The sequence below is a fragment of the Shinella sp. HZN7 genome (genome assembly GCF_001652565.1).
In the GTDB taxonomy this organism is placed as follows: Bacteria; Pseudomonadota; Alphaproteobacteria; order Rhizobiales; family Rhizobiaceae; genus Shinella; species Shinella granuli.
This window is the reverse complement of sequence record NZ_CP015736.1, coordinates 1,640,913-1,661,566: the sequence shown is the minus strand read 5'-3', so window position 1 is coordinate 1,661,566 and position 20,654 is coordinate 1,640,913. Positions and strand designations below refer to the sequence as shown.

Sequence of the window (20,654 nt, the reverse complement as noted above, 5' to 3'; positions counted from 1 at the left end):
AGCTGTGTTCAGGCGAAGTCTGTCTTGTCGCGCTGCTCTCATCGAACACACTCATCGAGAAACACTTTCGCAAAAACCGATGATCCGCTACACCTCCTGCCAACGATTGCAGGAGGTTACAGCATGGCAAAGGTTGCATTCATCGGTCTCGGCGTCATGGGCTATCCCATGGCGGGACACCTCAAGGTCAAGGGCGGCCATGAGGTCGCGGTCTACAACCGCACCTTCGCCAAGGCGGAGACATGGGCCGCCCAATTCGGCGGCAAGGCCTTCCGCACCCCGGCGCAAGCCGCCGAGGGTGCCGATTTCGTCTTCACCTGCGTCGGCAATGACGACGACCTGCGCTCCGTCACCACCGCCGAGGACGGCGTCTTCGACGGCATGAAGCCCGGCGCCGTCCTCATCGACAACACCACCGCCTCCGCGGAAGTCGCGCGCGAACTCGACGCCGCGGCCCGCGAAAAGGGTTTCGCCTTCCTCGACGCGCCCGTCTCCGGCGGCCAGGCCGGCGCGGAAAACGGCGTCCTGACGGTCATGTGCGGCGGCGAGAAGGACACGTTCGACAAGGCGCGGCCGATCATCGACGCCTATGCCCGCATGGTCGGCCTGATGGGGCCGGCGGGCGCCGGCCAGCTTGCCAAGATGGTCAACCAGATCTGCGTCGCCGGCGTCGTGCAGGGGCTTGCCGAGGGCATCCATTTCGGCATGAAGGCCGGGCTCGACATGGAGGCGGTCATCGAGGTCATCTCCAAGGGCGCGGCCGGCTCCTGGCAGATGGACAACCGCCACAAGACGATGATCGCCGGCAAGTACGACTTCGGCTTCGCCATCGACTGGATGCGCAAGGACCTCGGCATCGTGCTTTCGGAAGCCCGCCTCAACGGCGCGAAACTGCCCGTCACCGCGCTGATCGACCAGTTCTACGGCGACGTGCAGGACATGGGCGGCAATCGCTGGGACACGTCCTCGCTGCTCGCGCGCCTTCAGAGGAAATGACGTGGCGCTCCGCCGCGCCCTCGTCTCCCTGATCGCCGGGGCCGCGCTTGCCGCCCCGGCGCTGGCGGACGATGCGGGCCGGCAGGCGCTCGCCGCCGCCCTGCACGGCAAGATCGCCGCGTGCTGGGTGCTGCCCGCGGACCTGCCGGACCATGTGCAGGCGATCCGGGTGAAATTCTCGCTGACGGAAGCGGGCGCGCTCGACGGCTCGCCGGAAATCGACGGCCCGGTCGGCGGCGATACGGCGACAAGGACCTTCGCCGCCAGCGCGGTGCGCGCGGTCGTGCGCTGCGCGCCCTTTGCCGGGCTGTCGGAGCTTGCGCCCTATGACTCGTGGAAGACGGTGGTCGTGACCTTCAGGCGGCCGGATTCCTGAAAGCCCGGCCGCAGCGGCGCAAAGCGCCTATTCCTCGCCGCTCTTCTGGTTGTCCACGACCATGTAGTCGAGCGGCAGCTCGGTCGTGTACTTGATCTGCTCCATCGCGAAGGCCGAGGAGACGTCGCGGATCTCGATGCGGGCGATCATGCGCTTGTAGAAGGCGTCATAGGCGGCGATGTCGGGCACGACGACGCGCAGCAGGTAATCCACCTCGCCGCTCATGCGGTAGAATTCCACCACTTCGGGGAATTCGACGATCACCTCGGAAAAGCGCTTCAGCCATTCCGTGGAATGGGCGTTGGTGCGGATCGACACGAAGACCGTGACCTTGGTGTTGATCTTGACCGGATCGAGCAGCGCGACGCGCTTGCGGATCACGCCGTCCTCTTCCATCTTCTGGATGCGCCGCCAGCAGGGCGTGGTCGAGAGCCCCACCTTCTTGGCGAGATCGGCCACGGCGAGCGTGGAATCTTCCTGCAAGAGGCGCAGGATTTTGCGGTCCAGACGGTCCATTGACTTCCCCTAAGAAATTTAATTCCCTCATATACCGCGATGGCGACAAATTGAAAGAATTGCATTTCATTCCGTAAGGGTTTTCACCCGCTTTCGCAACTCGGGCAGAACCTCCGCCTCGAACCACGGATTGCGCTTCAACCAGCCGGTGTTGCGCCAGCTCGGATGGGGCAGCGGCAGCACGGCCGGCCCCGCATTGCGATGAAGGTGCCGGCGCCAGTCGCGCACCGTCTCCGTCATGCTGGCGGCCTTCGCCGCCCCCAGATGCCAGGCCTGGGCATACTGGCCGATCGCCAGCACCAGTTCGATCTGCGGCATGGCGGCGATCGCCCGGGCGCGCCAGAGCGGCGCGCATTCGCGCCGCGGCGGCAGGTCGCTGCCATGGGCGTCGTAGCCCGGGAAACAGAGGCCCATCGGCACGATGGCGAATTTCCGCGGATCGTAGAACGCTTCGCGCGTCACACCGAGCCAGTCGCGCAGCCGGTCGCCGGAGGCATCGTTGAACGGCAGGCCGCTTTCATGCACCCGCAGCCCCGGCGCCTGGCCGGCGATCAGGATGCGCGCGGCCTCGGAGAGGACGGCGACGGGCCGCGGCTCGTGCGGCAGCCGGTCCTCAGGCCCCTTCGCCGGCGCGTCGCGGCAGAGCCGGCAGGCCGCGATCGCCGCGCGAAGGGCGGCAATCGCGCCGTCGGGTTCCGCATCGTCCATCATGCCTCCGTTCTAAAGCAAATCCTGCAAAGGTGCGAAGCGGTTTAAAGCCCGAACACGCGCAGGATCCCGTCGAGGATGCCCGGTTCCGCGTCATGGGCGTCCTCCTGCGGCCGGCCGTTCGTCCTGCGCCATTGCTGCGGCATGTCGAATTCCGCCCCCCACAGGCCCTTGCGCTCCGCCCGCGCGAACTGCTCCTCGTCCTCGTAGCCGCCATAGGCGACCGCGAGCCCTTCCCGCACCATGCGCGCCCCAAGGTCACCCGCCGCATTCTCGCAGCGCGCCAGCCAGCGGTCGTATCTGTCCGTGCCCTGCGTCCGGCAGGTGATCGGTCCGGCGCGCAGCAGCTCGGCAAGGCGCGAGCGCGCGGCGACGCCGCAGCGCCAGTCCGCGCCGTCGCGCCGGCAGACCTGCGTCAGCTCCGGCGAGTCCATGCCGACGAGCCGGATGCGGTGGCCGTCGAGCGTCAGCGTGTCGCCGTCCGCCGCCCGCGCCGCACCGGTGAAGGTCTCGCCGCCCTCGCCGCCGACGCGCGCCACGACCAGCGCCGTCAGCGCCAGGATCGCCACCGCCACGCCGACATCGCGCGCCCGCCTGGTAAGCCCCATGGAATTCCGTTCCTTGCGAAGAACAGTTCCAGCGGAAGCGCGCGGGCAGCCTGCCTCCGGAACTGCGAAAGATGAAAGAGATAGGGTGTTTTCGCGATTCGGAGAAAGGCGCAAATACCCCGGCGTCATGCCGTTACGGCACGATGTTGGCGCGCTGCCGGCGGACTGTTCCGGAAAATGCCGGAATGGTTCGCAAATGGTTTATGCGCGGCAGCATCTTCTTAAGGATTCCCCCCTAGACTTCAATGCCGTCCGCAACAGTTGCAATCGTGATGAGTACCGGCGTCAGTACATCGACCGACAAGATCATCGTCGACAAGTCGCGCAGCCATAGAAACAAGGCTGTTTCGCGCACCGTTCGCGCGACCCGGGAACGCCTGCAGACCGCCACGGGCATCGCGCCCGGCTTCGAGCGCGAGATGCTGCAACTGCATGTCGCCTCCGCCGCCCAGAGCGCGCTCGCCATTCCCGTCGTGGTCATGCTGATTGCCGCCGTCGGCGTCTACCTCACGCAGGAGATCGGCCTTCTCGCCTGGGCGATCCTGGCCCTCAGCGTGCATGCGCTCGGCATGATCGTCGCCCGCCGCGCGTACAAGCAGGAGATCACCGCCGACAACACCCGCCGCTGGCAGCGCGTCTTCCTGGCCGCGCAGGTCGCCATGGGCCTCACCTGGGCCGCCTTCTCCCTGCAGACCTGCGGCCCCTGCGGCGAGGTCACCTTCGATTTCTACAAGGGGTCCGCCCTGCTCGTGGCGCTGGCCGTCACCGCCATCAGCACGCTGATGCTGCGCCATGCGGTGCTCTATGCCTTCCTGCCGACGGTCGTCGCGCTCTCCGTCTCGGTCCTGCTGCGCCCCGACCCCGCGACCTTCGGCATGGCGGCCATCATCTCCGCCGCGCTGATCTTCCTCATCTTCATGACGAACCGCCTGCACCGCACCAGCGCGCAGCTGCTCTCCTCGCAATCGGAGAAGGACGACCTGATCGCCGAGCTGGAAGTGGCCAAGTCCATGTCGGACGAGGCCCGCCGGCGCGCCGAAGAGGCGAACCTTGCCAAATCCCGCTTCCTCGCCTCCATGTCGCATGAGCTGCGCACGCCGCTGAACGCCATCCTCGGCTTTTCCGAGGTCATGTCGACGGAAGTGCTCGGGCCGCTCAACAATCCGGTCTACAAGGAATACACCTCCGACATCCACCGCTCCGGCCAGCACCTGCTCAACCTCATCAACGAGATCCTCGACCTCTCGCGCATCGAGGCGGGCAAATACGACCTGTCGGAGGACAGCGTGCATCTCGTCGACATCGCCGAGGACTGCATCGGCATGGTGCAGTTGCGCGCCCGGGCGAAGAACATCGCCATTTCCGAGCAGGTCGAAGGCGACATGCCGGCCGTCTGGGCGGACGAGAAGGCGTTGCGCCAGGTCATCCTGAACCTCCTGTCGAATGCCGTGAAATTCACGCCCCAGGGCGGCGAGATCTTCGTCAAGGCCGGCTGGACCGCCGGCGGCGGCCAGTACATCTCGATCAAGGACAACGGACCCGGCATCCCGGAGGAGGAGATCCCCGTCGTGCTCTCCGCCTTCGGCCAGGGCTCCATCGCCATCAAGAGCGCCGAACAGGGCACCGGCCTCGGCCTGCCGATCGTCCAGGCGATCCTCGCCAAGCACAATGGCGAGTTCATCCTGAAATCCAAGCTGCGCGAGGGCACCGAGGCCATCGCCATCCTGCCGGCCAAGCGCGTGCTGCAGAGCCTGCCCGCCGTCACCGAAACCCAGGCCGTCGCCCCGCGCCGGAAGAGTTTTGCCTGAGACGATCGCTGCGATCCTCGGGGATCCGGGCCTCCATCGCGCCCTTTTCTCATCCCCGTTCCCGCCGCACATTTTCCCCGCCCCCGCCACCCATGCCTATAATCCTCCATCCCGCCGCGGATACACCGCGAGGCGTCGTGGCGAGGCGGGGTCGGCGCGGGGCGTGGGGGGAAGACGCAGAACCCCATGCACCGGGCTTGCGGAAAATGGTCTCCCTCCGGCGACACGGGGGAAGCGGCGGGCGTCGGACCGAGCCTTCCGTTTCACGCCCCGAACGGCGCGCCGGGCGTGCCTGTGCGGCACACAAGGGGGCTGGTCTGGCGGATGCGTCGGCATCGTCCGCCGGGATGAAGACCGTCCGGAAAGGCTTGCCTTTCCGTCCCCCGTCGCCAAGGCGCGCGATGGCGGATGCAAAAACGGAAAACGGCCTTCTCCCGGAAACCGACGGGAAACGTCCGCCCGGCCCGGCCTTTGCAGAGAGACCCAAGTCGCGGGCAGAAACCGCCGAACGGGGCGCTGAAAGGCGCCATACATATACATTCAGACGCGGCCCCTTCCAGCGCCCCGTCCGATGCTCTTTGAAAAACCACGGGCGGAAACCGCTGCGTGGACGGTGGTGCGAAAACAGCGGGGACGCGGCCCTAACCCGAGCCAAACAAAAAGGCCGCCCCGAAGGACGGCCTCTTCGCATGATATCCGGTCGGACCGATTATTCGGCGTCGCCTTCGGCGGCCTTCTTCTTGGCCGGGGCCTTCTTCTTCGGGGCGGCGTCTTCACCGTCCTGAGCTTCGGCCTTGGCGGCAGCCTTCTTCTTCGGCGCGGCCTTCTTGGTTTCCTTCTCGGAACCTTCGGCCTCGTCGTCCGCCATCAGCTCGTCCTTGGAGACGGTCTTGTCCGTCACCTTGATCTCGCCGAGCAGGTGGTCGACGACCTTCTCTTCGAAGATCGGCGCGCGCAGCGATGCGGCAGCGCCCGGGGTCTTCTGGAAGTATTCGAGGATCTGCTTTTCCTGGCCCGGGAACTGGCGGAGCTGCTGGTAGAGCGACTGCTGCATTTCCTCGTCGCTCACCTGGACGCCGGCCTTCTCGCCGATTTCCGAGAGAACGAGGCCGAGGCGGACGCGGCGTTCGGCAAGCTTGCGATATTCTTCGCGCGCAGCCTCTTCCGTCGTGTCCTCGTCAGCGAAGGTCTTGCCGGACTGCTGGAGGTCCGTGTTGATCTGGCGCCAGATGTTCTCGAACTCGGCTTCGACCAGGCGCTCCGGCGTGTCGAACTTGTACATCTCGTCGAGCTGGTCGAGAATCTGGCGCTTGACCTTCTGGCGGGTGACCGAGCCGTACTGGCTCTCGATCTGGCCGCGGACGATCTCGCGCAGCTTGTCGGCCGATTCGAGGCCGAGCTTCTTGGCAAGCTCGTCGTTGATCTCGACGTCTGCCGGGGCGGCGACATCCTTGACGTTGATGTCGAAGGTGGCTTCCTTGCCGGCGAGATTGGCGGCCGGGTAGTCAGCGGGGAAGGTGACCGTGATGACCTTCTCGTCGCCGGCCTTCAGGCCGACGAGCTGCTCCTCGAAGCCGGGGATGAAGCGGTTGGAGCCGAGAACGAGTTCCGCGTCCTCGTCCTTGCCGCCGTCGAACGGCACGCCGTCGACCTTGCCGAGATAGTCGATGGTGACGCGGTCGCCGTCGGCGGCCTTGCCCTTCTTCGTCTCGTAGGAACGGGCGCTTTCGGCGATCTTGAGGATCTGCTCGTCGACTTCGGCGGCGTCGACTTCGACGACTTCGCGCGTGACGGCGATGCCGGAATTGTCCTTGAGGTCGATGGCCGGGATCACTTCATAGGAGAGCGTGAATTCGAAATCGGCCTGGCCGGCGAGGATCTTCTCAGCCTCGGCCTGGTCCTCGGTCATCGCGATTTCCGGCTGCGTCGCGGACTTTTCGCCGCGCTCGGAAAGGATGGCCGACGGACGGTCGCGGACGATCTCGTTGACGAGTTCGGCCATGATGGACTTGCCGTACATCTTCTTGAGATGGGCGAAGGGCACCTTGCCCGGACGGAAGCCGTTGATGCGGACACGGCCCTTGGCGTCTTCAAGACGCTCGTTCATCTGAGCTTCCATGTCCTTGGCCGGAATGACGACCTTGATTTCGCGCTTCAGCCCTTCAGCGAGCGTTTCGATAACCTGCATGTTCAAACCTTCATTTCGAGTTGGCGGTGCTCAAACCGGCCTGCCGGTTATGGCGAACACCCCGCCGGTCCATTTGCCGGCAGTGGCTTTACTGAATTCGGTGGCCTTTTGGCAAGCAAAATGGCGCTCTCGACAGCGCCGCGCGCCATTCACTGCGCGCAAAGGACGCTGTCATACTCTAGAATCTGCTGCATTATCCCTTAAATCCCAGGCGATTTAAGGGATAATGCAGCGGTCACCAACAGCCGCGGAAACCTCCATTTCCACGTCTGGTGGCTCTGGTGCGGGTAGAGAGACTTGAACTCCCACGCCTTGCGGCACCAGAACCTAAATCTGGCGTGTCTACCAATTTCACCATACCCGCGTCTCAGAAACCGCTATGCCACGGGCAGCGTAACCGCGCACCGTGGCGCCTTCCGAGCGCGGCGTCTCTATATCACCCGTTTCCGGCGGATCAAAGGAAAAATGCGGGGTTTTTCGGGCGCCGCGTTCAATAGAGCGGTTCGTCGTAGACGGGCTCGCCCCGAAGGACCAGCCGGGCGATCTGCGGCGTGCCGTCCTTCGAGACGCGCGCCTCCACCTCCAGTTCCTCCTGGTTGCGGGCGTCCTCCAGCACCCTGCCCTCGCCCTCCGGCACATAGTAGCGCTCCAGGCCGTAGGTGACGAAGAGGGTTTCCGGCAGGCCGCCGTCGCCGGCGGAATAGTAGTCGAAGGGCAGTGTGCGCAGGATGACGCTGCCCGCCTCCGGCGCAAGGTCGCCGAAGCGCGCCTCGCTCGCCGTCCACAGGCCGTCCGCGCCGGGCTTCAGCCGCACGGCGAGGCGCTGGCGGCCGCTTGCCTTCGGCACCTCGCCGGTGACGATGGCCTTCGGGATGGTCGAGATCGGATAGGACAGGATGACGTAGTCGCCGCGCAGGAGATCGCGCGGATCGACCGGCAGTGTCTTCAGCCTGATGTCGGCGCCGCTGCGCAGGATCGAGGCGCGGCTTTCGACCATGTAGCCGAGCACGGCGGTCTGCAGCGCGGCGGCGAGGATGCCGGCGACGAGCGGAGGGACGCGGAAAAAGCGGGATGTCGTCATGGTCAGGCCTCCGCCTTGGTTTCAGCCCTGGAAAAGCGCCGCTCCAGCGCGATCACGGCCCAGGCGACCAGCGCCACCACCAGGCCGGACACCAGGAAGAAGCCGGACGTGCCGATGATCGAGCCGATCGTCTCGGAGGCGAGATAGAGCGTCTCGGCGGCGAAGGTCGCATAACCGAGGTAACGCACGGCGCCGTTCTCCTTGCCGGACAGCGCGATGCCGGCAATGGCGGCGGCGAGCGTGACGATGCCGAGCAACAGCCGGTTCGCCATGTCGTCGAATTCGGCATGCAGCACGAGAAGGCCGACCACCAGCACCAGATAGGAATAGAAGGCCGGCGCGGCGCCGGCGCTGCGGGCGAGCGCATGGAGCGGCGATTGCGGCACGGCGGCAAGGAGATAGGCGACCGCGCCGAACCCCGCGATCGCGATGGCGGTCTCGGGCGTCTGGTATTCGCCATAGATAAAGGCGAGCCAGGCGACGAGCAGCAGATAGGCGAGATGCCGCACCCGCGCCGCGCCGGTATAACGCACCAGAAGGATGATGATCAGCGCCATCAGCGGCATCAGCCAGAGCAGCACCGTCTCGTCGACATTATAAGACGACGTCCAGTCCGCGCCGGACACGACGAAGGCGAGGAACCCGGCAACGGCCGTGACGGCGCCGGAGCGGAAGAGCGCGGCGGCGGCGACCGCGCCGGCGAACCAGACGAGCATCGCCTGGAACGTGTCGCCGGAGAGATGGTACATCTGTCCGACGAGCGCGATCGCGCCGCCGAAGGCGAGCGTGCCGAAGACGAGGAAGGCGGCCGCCAGCCGCTCCGCGCCGCGAGCGATCAGAACCGCGCCGCCGAGATAGGCGCCCCAGATCAGGCCGACGATGCCGACGAGCCGCACGATCCGCGGGATGGCCTCCCAGTTGGCCGCGACGAGCAGCAGCACCGCGGCGGCGACGAGCAGCGCCGCGATGATCATCAGCACGCGGCCGAGGCTGAAGGAACTGGGACGGGAATCATACTCCTGCAGCAGGCGCCCGGCCGTCGGGGCGTCGAGCAGGCCCTGTGCCGTCCAGTGTTTGAGGTCGCGCTCCAGCCTGCCTCTGTACATCCGTTCCCGCTCCGTTCGGAAAATGCCCGTGCTTCACGCCGATTCGGGCTTTGTCAACAGGAACGATACAGATCGGCCGGAAATTCGCAATCGGAGCAAAAATTCGCAAAAAGAGCATTTATTCGCTCCTCTCGCCCTTGAAGACGGGCCTGCGGCCACCAAGATTAACGGAAAACAAGGAAAGGCCTGATAAAAATGGCCTCGAAAGGCCGTTCGGCCCGGTGATTTCGGACATGCAGATGGCGCATATCATCCATGCTCATATTGCACTGCACAAAATCGACGGCCGGGTCTATAGTTCAGACATCGGATCAGAAGCGATCCGGCCCGCACATCAAGGCGCCGCGTAACGTAAGGCGACAGACAAACGGGAAAGGCGGACTGGTCGAACGCCCGGCATGATGCCGAATGACCCGAGCCCTGGAAACGGGATCGACAGGAATTCGGAACGACGCACTCCTCCTCCCAGTGTCGTTTCGATACGATTGGCAACACTCCTCCTCCCAGTTGCCAATCAATCTTAGTGACGCCCGCTGGACCTCCTCCCCCAGCGGGCGTTATTATTTGCGCAAGACGCATGGCAGGCCGCGCCAAAGCGGCCAAACACCCCAGATGATCCGCCATTCTGCCCAAGGCCTGGGCAAAGAACCCTGTTGCGCCGCATGACGCATGCACTATACGCATGGGTGCCATTCCCATCCTGCGCTTCCGCGCACGGCTCTCACGGTCTATATAAATCCCATCGGTCGGGCGACGATCTCCTCCTCCCAACGTCCCCGACAGGATTGGCGGCCCTCCCTCCTCCTCCCAGGCTGCCAATCGATATCAGCAACGCCCGCCGGATCTCCTCCCCCGGCGGGCGTTGTTTCTTTTGCACCGCACCCAACCAGTGATGCATAGCGGCCTTAACCTTTGTGGCCGAACGCCCGGAATTTGGCCTGAATTTTGTCAAAATTTCTGCTTGACATGCTCAAAACGCATAGGTGCCGTGCTGTAACAGCGCTGTTCTTTTCGGCGGCACAGCGTATATTTCAAAACATCAGATCGGGGCGGCGCCAAGGACGAGCGGCCGCCCAGCAGGAAGCCCAAGAAAGGGGTAAGAACATGAACCTGGCACGCTCTTTCAACAACTGGCGCAAGTACCGTCAGACCGTCAACGAACTCGGCCGCATGAGCGACCGTGAACTGCGCGACCTCGGCATCGGCCGCAGCGATATCCCGTACATCGCCCGCAAGGCCACCAACTAAGCCGAACGACCTTTAACGGTCCCGTTTCGAACGCCCTCCGGCTCCCGCCGGAGGGCGTTTTCGTTTGCGCGTCTTTTTGCGCCGCACAATGTCGCGATTTTCCTTCCGCGACATGCAGGGCCGCCCCTCCGCCGACAAGTGTTTTTTCTATCTGCCTGGAATGGCGGCATTTTCTGCCCATTTTGCCTGCAGGCGATCCATCTGCCCGATTGGTGGTCGTCTTATTGCACAAATGCATAGCAGCTGCATTTTCTTTGCACTGCACATTAACAAGGGCATCGCCTATATAGAGCTCACACACCGGTGAGACAGACCTCCCGGCCAACCCTTCGAGGAGATGACCATGAACCCGATCCGCATTGCAAAGAACTGGATTTCCTACCGCCGCACGATGAACGAACTGGGCAACCTGTCGAACCACACGCTGTCCGACATCGGCCTGACCCGTTACGACATCCGCGACATCGCAGCCCGTTCCTTCCGCTAAGACATAGCCGGTTTCCGCCGCTGCGGCCGGAAACGGCGACGCGCGAGGGACGCTTCAAACGGCACCATCCGGTGCCGTTTTTGATTCGGGCTTTTGCATCTCCGTGATGGAAAGCAGTCCGCGGGCATGGTAACGAACCGCCCATGACACAGACCTCCTCCCTCGCTCCCATCCACGTCATCGGCGGCGGCCTTGCCGGCTCGGAAGCCGCCTGGCAGATCGCCGAAAACGACGTCCCCGTCATCCTGCATGAAATGCGCGGCGTGCGCGGCACGGATGCCCACAAGACGGACGGCCTTGCCGAGCTCGTCTGTTCCAACTCCTTCCGCTCGGACGACGCGACCAGCAATGCCGTCGGCGTGCTGCACGCCGAAATGCGGCTCGCCGGTTCGCTGATCATGCGCGCGGCCGATGCCAGCCAGGTGCCGGCCGGCGGCGCGCTCGCCGTCGACCGCGACGGTTTTTCCGCCGCCGTCACCGCCGCGCTCGAAAGCCACCCGCTGATCACCATCACGCGCGAGGAAGTCACCGGCCTGCCGCCCGATGATTGGGACCAGGCGATCATCGCCACCGGACCGCTCACCGCCCCCTCGCTCGCCGCAGCGATCCAGGAACGCACCGGCGCCGATTCGCTCGCCTTCTTCGATGCCATCGCGCCGATCGTGCACACGGCCAGCGTCGACATGGACATCTGCTGGTTCCAGTCGCGCTACGACAAGGTCGGCCCCGGCGGCACGGGCAAGGACTACATCAACTGCCCGATGGACGAGGCGCAGTACAATGCCTTCATCGACGCCCTGATTGCCGGCGACACGACGGGCTTCAAGGAATGGGAAGGCACGCCCTATTTCGACGGCTGCCTGCCGATCGAGGTGATGGCGGAGCGCGGCCGCGAGACGCTGCGCCACGGGCCGATGAAGCCGATGGGCCTCACCAATGCGCACAATCCGACGGTCAAGCCTTATGCCGTCGTGCAGTTGCGGCAGGACAATGCGCTCGGCACGCTCTACAACATGGTCGGCTTCCAGACGAAGCTGAAATACGGCGCGCAGGCAGAGATCTTCCGCCTGATCCCCGGCCTCCAGAATGCGGAATTCGCCCGCCTCGGCGGCCTGCACCGCAACACCTACATCAACTCGCCGACGCTGCTCGACCGCTCGCTGACGCTGAAGGGCCGCCCGGGCCTGCGTTTCGCCGGCCAGATCACCGGTTGCGAGGGCTATGTGGAGAGCGCCAGCATCGGCCTGCTCGCCGGCCGCTTCGCGGTTGCCGAACGGCGCGGCGAAACGCCGTCGCTGCCGCCGGAAACCACGGCCTTCGGCTCGCTGCTCGGCCACATCACCGGCGGCCACATCGTTTCGGACGACGAGCCGGGCAAACGCTCCTTCCAGCCGATGAACATCAATTTCGGTCTGTTCCCGCCGCTGGAGCCGGGCACGGTGACGAAGCCGGAAGGCATGAAGCGGTTCCGCGGCAAGGACAAGGCCCTCGCCAAGAAGCAGGCGACGGCCGCCCGCGCGCTCGAAGACTGCGCCCGCTGGCTCGGCCGCTGATTCCCGGCCGGGCGGGGCTGCTGCCTCACCTTCGAGATCAGGATATGCATATAAGGCCCGGAGCGCGCCTCCTACCCCTCCCGCGCGGGCAGAACATCGCGGCAGTGGCGAAAGATGGCACGCGCGCCCTCATCCGGCCCTTCGGGCCACCTCTCTGCGGGGGAGAAGGCAAGACGGCAACGACGTGCCATATGCGATTGCCCTGCCTTTAAACCGGTCGGCCCGCGGCCTCCGGTCCAAGGCCGGCCACCGCCGGCATGAAGCTGCCGAGCAGCCAGAGGGAGACCTCCGCGGCCTCCCGCTCGTCGCGGAACTCGAAGACGCCGCCCTCGAAGGCGGCATTGGCGAATTTCACGGTGAGGCGCTTCGGGCCGGCGCTTTCGACGCGCACGGTGCCGGGTTCGATCCGGTGGCAGGAATAGTGGTGGCCATGAGCATGCATGCAGCCGGCCTTGCCGTCGTGCAGGCGCAGGAACACCGTGCGGCCGTCCGCCGTGGTGATGACCTCGCGGATCGCCTCGTCGGGGAAGGCCCGGCCGAATTCGAGGATCGCAAGCCCGGCATCCTCGCCGGCCATCTCCTGCTCCTCCTCCCGGCGAAACACCTGGCGGAAGACGAGGCCGGCCAAAAGCAGGCAGACGATGGTGATGGTCCAGAGCATCGGCGCGACTCCTCCCGAAAAACGTCCTGTCGCTGTAGCGGACAAGGCTTGCGCCAGTTTTGCGTCCTGCCAGGTGCCTGAGCGGGCAACAAGTCCGAAGGATCGCGACGCGCCTTAGAACGGGCCGCGGCGCAGCGCCCGCCACATCCACCACTGCCGCCGCCACTGGGCGGGCTGGAGGGAACGCTCCAGTGCCGCCGCGCCGGCCTTCTCCACTGCATCCAGTATAGGCGAAACGAGGGCGACCGGCAAAAAGGCCGGTCGATTGGCCGGTGAAATGCCGCCTGCGGCCCGCGCCTTGGCGAGATGCTCCCGGCCGAGGCCGACGAAGGCATCCACCGCGCGCGCGGCCGCGGCCGCGTCGTTGCCGGCGAGCAGGGCTTCCGGCGTTAGGCCCGTGGCAGCGAGAAGATCGGCCGGCAGGTAGACCTGGCCGCGCCGCCGGTGGATCGGCAGCATCAGGAGGGTGCCCGCAACGGTCTGCGCCACGCCGGCATGGCCGGCGGCCTCGGCCGATGCAGGCGCCCCTGCCGGATCGAGGATGAGGCTTGCGAGCTGGATCAGCGCCGAGGCGGTTTCGCCGGCATAACCTTCGAATGCCGCGCGGCTTTCCATCGGATCGTTGTAGACGTCGAAGATGCGCGCCTCGGTCATGTCCGTCAGCACGGCGACGGGAAGCCGATGCTCCTCGACGCAGGCTATCAGGCCCGCGGCGAGCGGGTTGGCCATGGCGTCACCCTCGGCGGTGCCGTCAAGCACGTCGCGCCACCATTGCAGGCGGATCTCGCCGGGCAGCGCCTCGCGCACCACGTCGCGCACGCGGGCGATCTCGGCATTGAAGGCGTAGAGCGCGGCGAGCGCGCCGCGCTTTTCCGCCGGGGCCAGCAGGCAGGCGAGATAGCGGTCGCGATCGGTCTCGCGAAGCATCGTCAGACAGTGCGCGTAATGGGCTTGCCGCGTTTCGGTCACGTCGAGAATACCGTTTTCCGTATCATACCGCGATGAGCGCGGCGGCGACGGCCCGGCTCTCGGCGAGCATGACATTGAAGGTGCGCACGGCGGCGCCCGTGCTCATCGGGTCGGAGCGGACCTTGCGCTCCGTGAGGGCCGCCTTAATCTCGGCCGAGAGCGGACGGATCTCCCTGCCGGTGCCGACGAGCAGCACCTCGATCTCGCCGGCCTCGTCCAGCACGCGCTGGAGGTCGGCCACCGTCAGCGGCGTGCCCTCCTCCTTGTCCCAGCCGTGGATGCCCGAGGGCAGGCAGAGGATGGAGCCGCGATGCGACATGTCGGCGAAGCGGAAACCGCCATTGCCATATGCGTCGATCGGCGCACGCCCGGGGAAATGCGCGTCCCGGATTTCGATGCCTTTAGCCATTGGCTCCCGTCGCCTCCGTGACCGGCCCCTTGCCGCCCTTGCCCGGGCGGTAGCACTCCGGCTGCAGGCGGAACAGGATGAGGATCGGTCCGGCAATGTAGATAGAGGATATGGTGCCGATCGCCACCCCGAAGAGCAGCGTCAGCGCGAAGGTGCCGATCGCCTCGCCGCCGAAGAGCGCGAGCGCGGCCAGCGCGATCAGCGTGGTCGCCGATGTCAGCACGGTGCGCGACAGCGTGCGGTTGATCGCGTCGTCGATCAGGATCGGCAGCGGCATCTGCTTGAAATGCCGGAGATTCTCGCGGATGCGATCGTAGACGACCATCGTGTCGTTCAGCGAATAGCCGGCGACCGTCAGCAGCGCGGCGACGGCGGTCACGTTGAACTCGATCTTGGCGAGCGCCAGGAAGCCGAGCGTGAAGAACACATCATGTGCCAGCGCGATGATCGCGCCGATGGCGAAATGCCATTCGAAGCGGATCCAGATATAGGCGACAAGCGCAAGCAGGCCGACGACGAAGCCGAGCGTCGCCGTGTCGATCAGCTCGCCGGAAATCGCCGGGCCGACCACCTCGACGCGGCGGAAGTCGTAATCGTCCTCCAGCTCGCCGCGGGCGACCAGCACGGAGGTCTGCTCGGCGTTCTCGCCCTCGCCCGCCGATGTCAGCCGCACCAGTGCATGGCGCGCGTCGCGTCGTTTCGTGACGGTCAGCACGTCCACGCCGGCATCGTTCAGGCGGGCGGTGATGTCGTCGAGATCGGCATTGCCGGCCTTCGCCTGCACTTCCAGCGCCGCGCCGCCGGTGAAATCGATGCCGAGCTTGAGCTTGCCGGCGACGAGCAGGCCGGCAATGGCGAGCGACAGCACCGCAGTCAGCAGGAAGACGCCGTTGCGCACCGCCATGAAGCGCAGGTTGAGGCGATCGAAGAGGCCGGTGCGCACGCCCTTCGGCAGGTGCGTCGCGTGGCTGCGGTTGAGCCAGACGGTGACAAGGCGGCGCGTCAGCGTGAAGGTGGTGATGAGCGTCGCGAAAAGGCCGATGCCGACGGCAAGCGCGAAGGCGCGCACGGGAGCTGCCGAAAGCAGGAAGAGGACCGCGATGGCGATGAACATGGTGACGGAGGCATCGAGCACCGTGGCACGGGCACGGCGGAAGCCGGTCAAGACCGACCGGGAGAGCTCCCGTCCGCCCTTCACCTCCTCGCGGATGCGCTCGAAGATCAGCACGCTGGCATCGACCGCGATGCCGACGGTCAGCACCATGCCTGCGATCATCGACAGCGAGACCGGCGCGCCAACAAGCGCCAGCACCGCGAAGGAGAGGACCATGGCGAAGGCCAGCGACAAGGAGGCAATGACGCCGAGCACGCCGTAGAAGAAGGTCATGAAGGCAACGACGGCGACGATGGCGACGGTGAGCGCGACGATGACCGTCGTGCCGGAGGTCGTGCCGAGCGCCGGCTCGATCGAGCGCTCCTCGATGATGGTGAGCGGGGCGGGCAGCGGACCGCTCGCGATGATGCGCGCGAGGTTCGCCGCCCCTTGCGCGTCGAAATCGCCGGAAAGGCGGCCGACGCCGTCGGTGATGGCGCCCTGGATGCGCGAGGTCGAGATCACCTGGCCGTCGAGCAGGATGGCGATGGTGCGCCCGCTGTTCTCCCGCGTGAAGGCGGCAAGCCGTTCGGCGGCATCCGCCTTCAGCACGAATTCGATGAAGGGTTCGTCATTGGCCGCAGGCTCGGCCGAGGCGACATCCACGGCGGTGAAAAGATCGTCCTGCCGCACGACATAGCCGACCGGCGGCTCGCCGGTGGAGTAGAGCACTTCGGAGCCCGCCGGCACGCCGTCCTCGATGGCCGTGTCGACCGGCACGCTGTCGTCGACGAGGCGGGCGGAAAGCTTGCCGACCGTCGCCAGCATGTCCTTGACGCGCTGCGGGTCGGTGAGGCCCGGCATGGCGACGACGATGCGGTCATGCTCGCCGCGCCCGACGAGGAGTTCGGGAATGTCGAGGCTCTCGACGCGGCGACGCACCGCATCGACGGCGCCGAGCGAAGCCGCGCTTGCGGCGCTGTCCACGGCATCGGCGGCAAGCACGATGCGGAACTTGCCGCTTTCCGGCTCGCTGAGCGCGCCGAGGCCGAGGCCGGTGAGCGCGGTGCGGGCCGCGTCGAGACGGTCGGGCGCCGTCACGGTGACGTCGATCGTGTCTTCCGCGCCGTTGAGGTCGCTGTGGGGAATGCGCGCGGCGCGCAGGGTGTTGCCGATGGTCTCGACGGCGGCGCGCAGGTGCTCGGCGGCGATGTCGCTGCGCGAGATCTCCAGCACGAGGCGGGAGCCGCCGGTGAGGTCGAGGCCGGGAACGAGGCGGTGGTCCGTCATCCAGCCGGGAAAGCCTGCGGTGAGGCGGGCAGGCAGAAGGCTCGGCAGAAGGACAAGAAGGCTCGCCGCAAGGACGAGCCAGAGGGAAAAGGTCTTCCAGCGGGCGGATGGCTGCATCGCGATCTCGACTAATCCGGCGCGCCGCCGGCTGAAAACCAGTCGGGCCGTCCGGCCGGGGATCAGCCCGGCCAGGCGGCAGGCCAAGTCATTCCTTGACGGGCTCGCCCTTGACGCGGACTTCGCTGACGCCGCTGCGCACGACGCGGATCTTGATGCCTTCGGCGATCTCGACTTCGAGTTCGTTGTCGTCGACGACCTTGGTGACCTTGCCGACGATGCCGCCGCCGGTGACGACCTGGTCGCCGCGGCGGATGTTCTTCAGAAGCTCATCGCGACGCTTCATGGCAGCGCGCTGCGGGCGGATGATGAGGAAATACATCACCACGAAGATCAACAGGAACGGCAGGACCGACATGAGAATGTCTGCGCCGCCTGCCCCGCCGGGTGCCGTCTGGGCGAAGGCCTCGGTAATGAACATCAACTACTCCTTGAAATCGTGAATTCGGGTGGCCTGCGGGGCCGTTTCGGTTGCCGGAATATAGGCAAGCGAGCCTTGAATGCAACACACGTCCTTGCGAAGCGGCCTGTTTTCAAGCGCTTTCCCCCTTTTCGCGACCCACCGCCGCATGCTACCCGGCAGGGACGCATGAGGAGAGAGAAATTGCAGGAAGATCACGTCAAGCTCTTGCTCGCCGAAATCGGCCGCATCAACGCCGCGCTGGAACGCCTCGCCGGCCCCGCCCCCGCCGTCAACGACTGGAATGCCGCGGAGGTGTTCGTCTGGTCGCCGGCCCGCCAGCACCTCCAGCCGGTCAGGCGGCCGAACCGCATCGAGATCGACCTGATCCGCGGCGTCGACCATGTCCGCGACATCCTCGTCGACAACACGCTGCGCTTTGCCCGCGGCCTGCCGGCGAACAACGTGCTGCTGTGGGGCGCGCGCGGCATGGGCAAGTCGTCGCTGGTCAAATCCGTCCATGCACTGGCCGCCAGGGAGACGGACAGCAAGCTGAAGCTGGTGGAGGTGCACCGCGAGGACATCGCCACGCTGCCGGCCTTGATGGACATCCTCAAGGAAGCGCCCTGCCCGGTCATCATCTTCTGCGACGACCTGTCCTTCGACCATGACGACACGTCCTACAAGTCGCTGAAGGCGGCGCTCGACGGGGGCGTCGAGGGCCGCCCGGACAATGTGCTGCTCTACGCCACCTCCAACCGCCGGCATCTGCTGCCGCGCGACATGATGGAGAACGAGCAGTCGACGGCGATCAACCCGTCGGAGGCGGTAGAGGAGAAGGTCTCGCTCTCCGACCGCTTCGGCCTCTGGCTCGGCTTCTACAAGTGCAGCCAGGCCGACTATCTCGAAATGATCGACGGCTATGCGCGGCATTTCGACCTCGACATCCCGGCAGAGCAGTTGCACGCCGAGGCGCTGGAATGGTCGACGACCCGCGGCTCCCGCTCCGGCCGCGTCGCCTGGCAATATGTGCAGGACCTTGCAGGCAGGCTGGGCAAGCCGCTCGTCAAATGAGAAAGGCAGCGAGCCGGGCCTCCGTCTGCCGCTTATCCTCGACCGTCACCCTCGGCCTTCGCCAAGGATCAACCGACGTGCCTGCGGCATGGATGGTCGGGTCAAGCCCGACCATGACGAAGGAGCGGTTCGGTGCCTTTGTCGGCAGCCCGAGGCGCTCCCCCCGACGTCATCCTCGGCCTTGAGCCGAGGGTCCACATCCGCGACTTACCCTTGGGTGGATGGTCGGCAGGCCCGAACGTTACGGAGGAGAGGTCGGACGGCATTGTCGGAAACAGAAAGGCCCGGTCGAGCCGGGCCTTTCTGTTTTTCTCGCGGACGATCGTCCCTATTCCAGGAAGGTCATCGGGTTGACCGGGGTGGCGTTCTTGCGCACTTCGAAGTGAACCTTCGGGCGGGTGGCGTTGCCGCTCATGCCGGAGGTGGCGACGGTCTGGCCGCGCTGGATCTTCTGGCCGCGCTGGACGTTGAGCTCGCCGGCATGGCCGTAGACCGTGACCGTGCCGTCGTCGTGGCGCACGAGGACGGCGTTGCCGAGTTCCTTCAGGCTGGAGCCGGCATAGATGACCACGCCGTTCTCGGCGGCCTTGATCGGCGTGCCCTCGGGGACGGAGATGTCGATGCCGTCGTTGCGGTTGCCTTCGACATTCGCACCGTAGCCGGCGATGACCGCGCCGCGCACCGGCCAGCGATACTTGCCGATGCCGGTCGATTCGGGCGCTTCGTCCGTGACATCGGATTTTTCCGCCACTTCCGTCACCGAGACGGTCTTCACCGGCGCCTTGTAGGCTTCCGGCTTCTTCTCCGCCGTCTCGACGGCCTTTTCCTTCTTGGCCGGAACCGATGCGGTCACCGTCTTGTCGGTCGTCGTCTCGGCCGCGGCCACGCTGCCGCCGGCCGGGATGACGAGGTTCTGGCCGATGCGGATCGATGCGGTCGTCAGCCCGTTCGCCTTCTTCAGCGCATCGACGGAGACGCCGTTGCTGCGGGCGATCTTGGCGAGCGAATCGCCCGGCTGCACTTCATAGCTGCCCTTGCCCTTGCCTTCGCCGGCATCGGCGACGTTCGAACTCGTCTGGCCGCTTTCCGACTTCAGCTTCTCACGGCTGGACGTGGTGGGCAGGATGGCGACATTCTGCTCGCCCTTGCGCTCGGGCGTCGGCAGCTTGTTGTCGACCTTGAGCGTGCTGTCGGTCGAGGCCTTGGCGGCGCTTGCCGTGGTGCTGAAGGTCGGGATGACGATCTTCTGGCCAGGCTCGGCATCCGACGCGCGCTTGAGGTTGTTGGCGGCGAGGATTTCCTTTTCCGGCACGCCATAACGGTTGGCGAGCGTCTTCACGCTTTCGCCCTGGCGCAGCATGACGACCGGCGCATTCGCCGTCGACCAGCCGGCCTTGCCCTTGTTGACGGTCGACGTCGTCAGGGTGTCGGCACCCTCCGCGATGGCCTTCGCCTTGCGTTCGGGAAGCTGCTGGCCGAGGGCGACCTCGCGCTCGGCGGCCTGGCGGGCGCCGGCGGTCGGGTCGGCAAGCTCGCCGCGCTGCACGCTCATCGGCGTCGTCGCCAGCCGCGTGCCGGAGCCGCCGGTGGTCGCGGTGTTGATCGGATCATAGGAAACGGCGCCCTGATCGGGGAACGGCTGGTTGAGCGCTTCCTCGCGCGACCCGAGCTGGTCGGCCGTCGCGAACTGCTGGCCGTTGCCGACATTGCCGCGCGGGACCGGATTGCCGCCGAGCAGCGTGCGGCGCGGGACCGAGCTCGTCGTGATGTTATCCTGACCGGAGGAGGAGAAGAGGCCGCCAAAGCGGGACACGTCCGAGCTGCACCCGGTCGCGACGCTGGCCAGCAAGGCGGCAACCACGAGGCGGGTCGCGGTCCTGGCAAAACTCGGCGATACACTCTTACGCATGTGACTACCCAATCGGTACGCTACTTGATGAGTACCGATTAAAGCGCGTTAGAGTTA

Annotated in this window: 19 protein-coding genes and 1 tRNA gene; 7 read left to right on the top strand and 13 right to left on the bottom strand. The window is 65.9% G+C overall.

Annotated elements, in window-relative coordinates:
• Window positions 1-123: 123 nt before the first annotated feature.
• Together shn_RS08045 and shn_RS08040 are read left to right on the top strand one after the other, a co-directional pair.
• A complete protein-coding gene (locus shn_RS08045) occupies window positions 124-996 on the top strand; it encodes an NAD(P)-dependent oxidoreductase (protein WP_064329939.1) in 873 nt (290 codons plus the stop codon).
• 1 nt (window position 997) lies between these two features.
• The gene (locus shn_RS08040; protein ID WP_064329938.1) at window positions 998-1,372 is read left to right on the top strand and encodes a hypothetical protein; all 375 of its coding nucleotides are present in this window, start codon (window positions 998-1,000) and stop codon (window positions 1,370-1,372) included.
• A gap of 27 nt (window positions 1,373-1,399) precedes the next feature.
• Here shn_RS08040 and shn_RS08035 read toward each other — a convergent pair whose 3' ends face one another.
• The 3 genes from shn_RS08035 to shn_RS08025 all read right to left on the bottom strand — a co-directional run bounded on the left by shn_RS08035 (window position 1,400) and on the right by shn_RS08025 (window position 3,204).
• Window positions 1,400-1,888: an Lrp/AsnC family transcriptional regulator gene (locus tag shn_RS08035; protein ID WP_064329937.1), complete on the bottom strand. Its 489-nt coding sequence runs from the start codon at window positions 1,886-1,888 to the stop codon at window positions 1,400-1,402.
• Between the two features lie 66 nt (window positions 1,889-1,954).
• Window positions 1,955-2,599 (bottom strand): uracil-DNA glycosylase family protein, encoded by a 645-nt coding sequence (locus tag shn_RS08030; RefSeq protein WP_064329936.1) that lies wholly within the window; start codon window positions 2,597-2,599, stop codon window positions 1,955-1,957.
• Window positions 2,600-2,640: 41 nt separating this feature from the next.
• Window positions 2,641-3,204, bottom strand: a complete 564-nt coding sequence (locus tag shn_RS08025) for a thermonuclease family protein (protein ID WP_064329935.1) — start codon at window positions 3,202-3,204, stop codon at window positions 2,641-2,643.
• A gap of 272 nt (window positions 3,205-3,476) precedes the next feature.
• On the opposite strand from shn_RS08025, the gene shn_RS08020 reads away from it, so the two are divergent.
• Window positions 3,477-5,012, top strand: coding sequence for a HAMP domain-containing sensor histidine kinase (locus shn_RS08020; RefSeq protein ID WP_064329934.1), 1,536 nt, complete (start codon window positions 3,477-3,479; stop codon window positions 5,010-5,012).
• Window positions 5,013-5,721: 709 nt separating this feature from the next.
• On the opposite strand, the gene tig is transcribed toward shn_RS08020, so the two are convergent.
• The 4 genes from tig to shn_RS08000 all read right to left on the bottom strand — a co-directional run bounded on the left by tig (window position 5,722) and on the right by shn_RS08000 (window position 9,387).
• Window positions 5,722-7,200 carry a trigger factor gene (tig, locus tag shn_RS08015; RefSeq protein ID WP_064329933.1) on the bottom strand — a complete coding sequence of 493 codons (1,479 nt, stop codon included), beginning with the start codon at window positions 7,198-7,200 and terminating at the stop codon, window positions 5,722-5,724.
• A gap of 279 nt (window positions 7,201-7,479) precedes the next feature.
• A tRNA-Leu gene (locus shn_RS08010) sits at window positions 7,480-7,564 on the bottom strand.
• A 126-nt stretch (window positions 7,565-7,690) separates the two neighbouring features.
• Window positions 7,691-8,281, bottom strand: coding sequence for a GDYXXLXY domain-containing protein (locus shn_RS08005; RefSeq protein ID WP_064329932.1), 591 nt, complete (start codon window positions 8,279-8,281; stop codon window positions 7,691-7,693).
• Between the two features lie 2 nt (window positions 8,282-8,283).
• On the bottom strand, window positions 8,284-9,387 hold the full coding sequence (locus tag shn_RS08000; RefSeq protein ID WP_064329931.1) for a DUF2157 domain-containing protein: 1,104 nt from the start codon (window positions 9,385-9,387) through the stop codon (window positions 8,284-8,286).
• A gap of 1,104 nt (window positions 9,388-10,491) precedes the next feature.
• On the opposite strand from shn_RS08000, the gene shn_RS34805 reads away from it, so the two are divergent.
• The 3 genes from shn_RS34805 (at window position 10,492) to trmFO (ending at window position 12,675) form a co-directional block, all read left to right on the top strand.
• Window positions 10,492-10,635 (top strand): DUF1127 domain-containing protein, encoded by a 144-nt coding sequence (locus tag shn_RS34805; RefSeq protein WP_064496054.1) that lies wholly within the window; start codon window positions 10,492-10,494, stop codon window positions 10,633-10,635.
• A 343-nt stretch (window positions 10,636-10,978) separates the two neighbouring features.
• Window positions 10,979-11,122, top strand: coding sequence for a DUF1127 domain-containing protein (locus shn_RS34800; RefSeq protein ID WP_023511883.1), 144 nt, complete (start codon window positions 10,979-10,981; stop codon window positions 11,120-11,122).
• A gap of 143 nt (window positions 11,123-11,265) precedes the next feature.
• Window positions 11,266-12,675, top strand: a complete 1,410-nt coding sequence (gene trmFO, locus shn_RS07995; RefSeq protein WP_064329930.1) for a methylenetetrahydrofolate--tRNA-(uracil(54)-C(5))-methyltransferase (FADH(2)-oxidizing) TrmFO — start codon at window positions 11,266-11,268, stop codon at window positions 12,673-12,675.
• Between the two features lie 208 nt (window positions 12,676-12,883).
• On the opposite strand, the gene shn_RS07990 is transcribed toward trmFO, so the two are convergent.
• From shn_RS07990 to yajC, 5 genes are all read right to left on the bottom strand, one after another.
• Window positions 12,884-13,336 carry a hypothetical protein gene (locus tag shn_RS07990; protein ID WP_064329929.1) on the bottom strand — a complete coding sequence of 151 codons (453 nt, stop codon included), beginning with the start codon at window positions 13,334-13,336 and terminating at the stop codon, window positions 12,884-12,886.
• A 114-nt stretch (window positions 13,337-13,450) separates the two neighbouring features.
• Window positions 13,451-14,263 (bottom strand): phytoene/squalene synthase family protein, encoded by an 813-nt coding sequence (locus shn_RS07985; RefSeq protein ID WP_064332489.1) that lies wholly within the window; start codon window positions 14,261-14,263, stop codon window positions 13,451-13,453.
• Window positions 14,264-14,327: 64 nt separating this feature from the next.
• Window positions 14,328-14,714 carry an Mth938-like domain-containing protein gene (locus tag shn_RS07980; protein ID WP_064329928.1) on the bottom strand — a complete coding sequence of 129 codons (387 nt, stop codon included), beginning with the start codon at window positions 14,712-14,714 and terminating at the stop codon, window positions 14,328-14,330.
• Window positions 14,707-17,214, bottom strand: a complete 2,508-nt coding sequence (locus shn_RS07975) for a protein translocase subunit SecDF (protein WP_064332488.1) — start codon at window positions 17,212-17,214, stop codon at window positions 14,707-14,709. Before shn_RS07975 ends, shn_RS07980 begins: the two co-directional genes overlap by 8 nt.
• 88 nt (window positions 17,215-17,302) lie before the next feature.
• The gene (gene yajC, locus shn_RS07970; RefSeq protein ID WP_064329927.1) at window positions 17,303-17,635 is read right to left on the bottom strand and encodes a preprotein translocase subunit YajC; all 333 of its coding nucleotides are present in this window, start codon (window positions 17,633-17,635) and stop codon (window positions 17,303-17,305) included.
• Window positions 17,636-17,818: 183 nt separating this feature from the next.
• Here yajC and shn_RS07965 point away from each other — a divergent pair, with 183 nt between their 5' ends.
• On the top strand, window positions 17,819-18,688 hold the full coding sequence (locus shn_RS07965; RefSeq protein ID WP_064329926.1) for an ATP-binding protein: 870 nt from the start codon (window positions 17,819-17,821) through the stop codon (window positions 18,686-18,688).
• A 328-nt stretch (window positions 18,689-19,016) separates the two neighbouring features.
• Here shn_RS07965 and shn_RS07960 read toward each other — a convergent pair whose 3' ends face one another.
• Window positions 19,017-20,597 (bottom strand): peptidoglycan DD-metalloendopeptidase family protein, encoded by a 1,581-nt coding sequence (locus shn_RS07960; RefSeq protein ID WP_064329925.1) that lies wholly within the window; start codon window positions 20,595-20,597, stop codon window positions 19,017-19,019.
• Window positions 20,598-20,654 lie beyond the last annotated feature (57 nt).

Coding starts and splice junctions, on each gene's coding strand:
- shn_RS34805 (WP_064496054.1), top strand. CDS start 10,492: ATGAACCTGGCACGCTCTTTCAACAACTGGCGCAAGTACCGTCAGACC.
- shn_RS08000 (WP_064329931.1), bottom strand. CDS start 9,387: ATGTACAGAGGCAGGCTGGAGCGCGACCTCAAACACTGGACGGCACAG.
- tig (WP_064329933.1), bottom strand. CDS start 7,200: ATGCAGGTTATCGAAACGCTCGCTGAAGGGCTGAAGCGCGAAATCAAG.
- yajC (WP_064329927.1), bottom strand. CDS start 17,635: ATGTTCATTACCGAGGCCTTCGCCCAGACGGCACCCGGCGGGGCAGGC.
- shn_RS08045 (WP_064329939.1), top strand. CDS start 124: ATGGCAAAGGTTGCATTCATCGGTCTCGGCGTCATGGGCTATCCCATG.
- trmFO (WP_064329930.1), top strand. CDS start 11,266: ATGACACAGACCTCCTCCCTCGCTCCCATCCACGTCATCGGCGGCGGC.
- shn_RS08025 (WP_064329935.1), bottom strand. CDS start 3,204: ATGGGGCTTACCAGGCGGGCGCGCGATGTCGGCGTGGCGGTGGCGATC.
- shn_RS07990 (WP_064329929.1), bottom strand. CDS start 13,336: ATGCTCTGGACCATCACCATCGTCTGCCTGCTTTTGGCCGGCCTCGTC.
- shn_RS08020 (WP_064329934.1), top strand. CDS start 3,477: ATGAGTACCGGCGTCAGTACATCGACCGACAAGATCATCGTCGACAAG.
- shn_RS07985 (WP_064332489.1), bottom strand. CDS start 14,263: ATGCTTCGCGAGACCGATCGCGACCGCTATCTCGCCTGCCTGCTGGCC.
- shn_RS08005 (WP_064329932.1), bottom strand. CDS start 8,281: ATGACGACATCCCGCTTTTTCCGCGTCCCTCCGCTCGTCGCCGGCATC.
- shn_RS07960 (WP_064329925.1), bottom strand. CDS start 20,597: ATGCGTAAGAGTGTATCGCCGAGTTTTGCCAGGACCGCGACCCGCCTC.
- shn_RS07975 (WP_064332488.1), bottom strand. CDS start 17,214: ATGCAGCCATCCGCCCGCTGGAAGACCTTTTCCCTCTGGCTCGTCCTT.
- shn_RS34800 (WP_023511883.1), top strand. CDS start 10,979: ATGAACCCGATCCGCATTGCAAAGAACTGGATTTCCTACCGCCGCACG.
- shn_RS08035 (WP_064329937.1), bottom strand. CDS start 1,888: ATGGACCGTCTGGACCGCAAAATCCTGCGCCTCTTGCAGGAAGATTCC.
- shn_RS08030 (WP_064329936.1), bottom strand. CDS start 2,599: ATGATGGACGATGCGGAACCCGACGGCGCGATTGCCGCCCTTCGCGCG.
- shn_RS07980 (WP_064329928.1), bottom strand. CDS start 14,714: ATGGCTAAAGGCATCGAAATCCGGGACGCGCATTTCCCCGGGCGTGCG.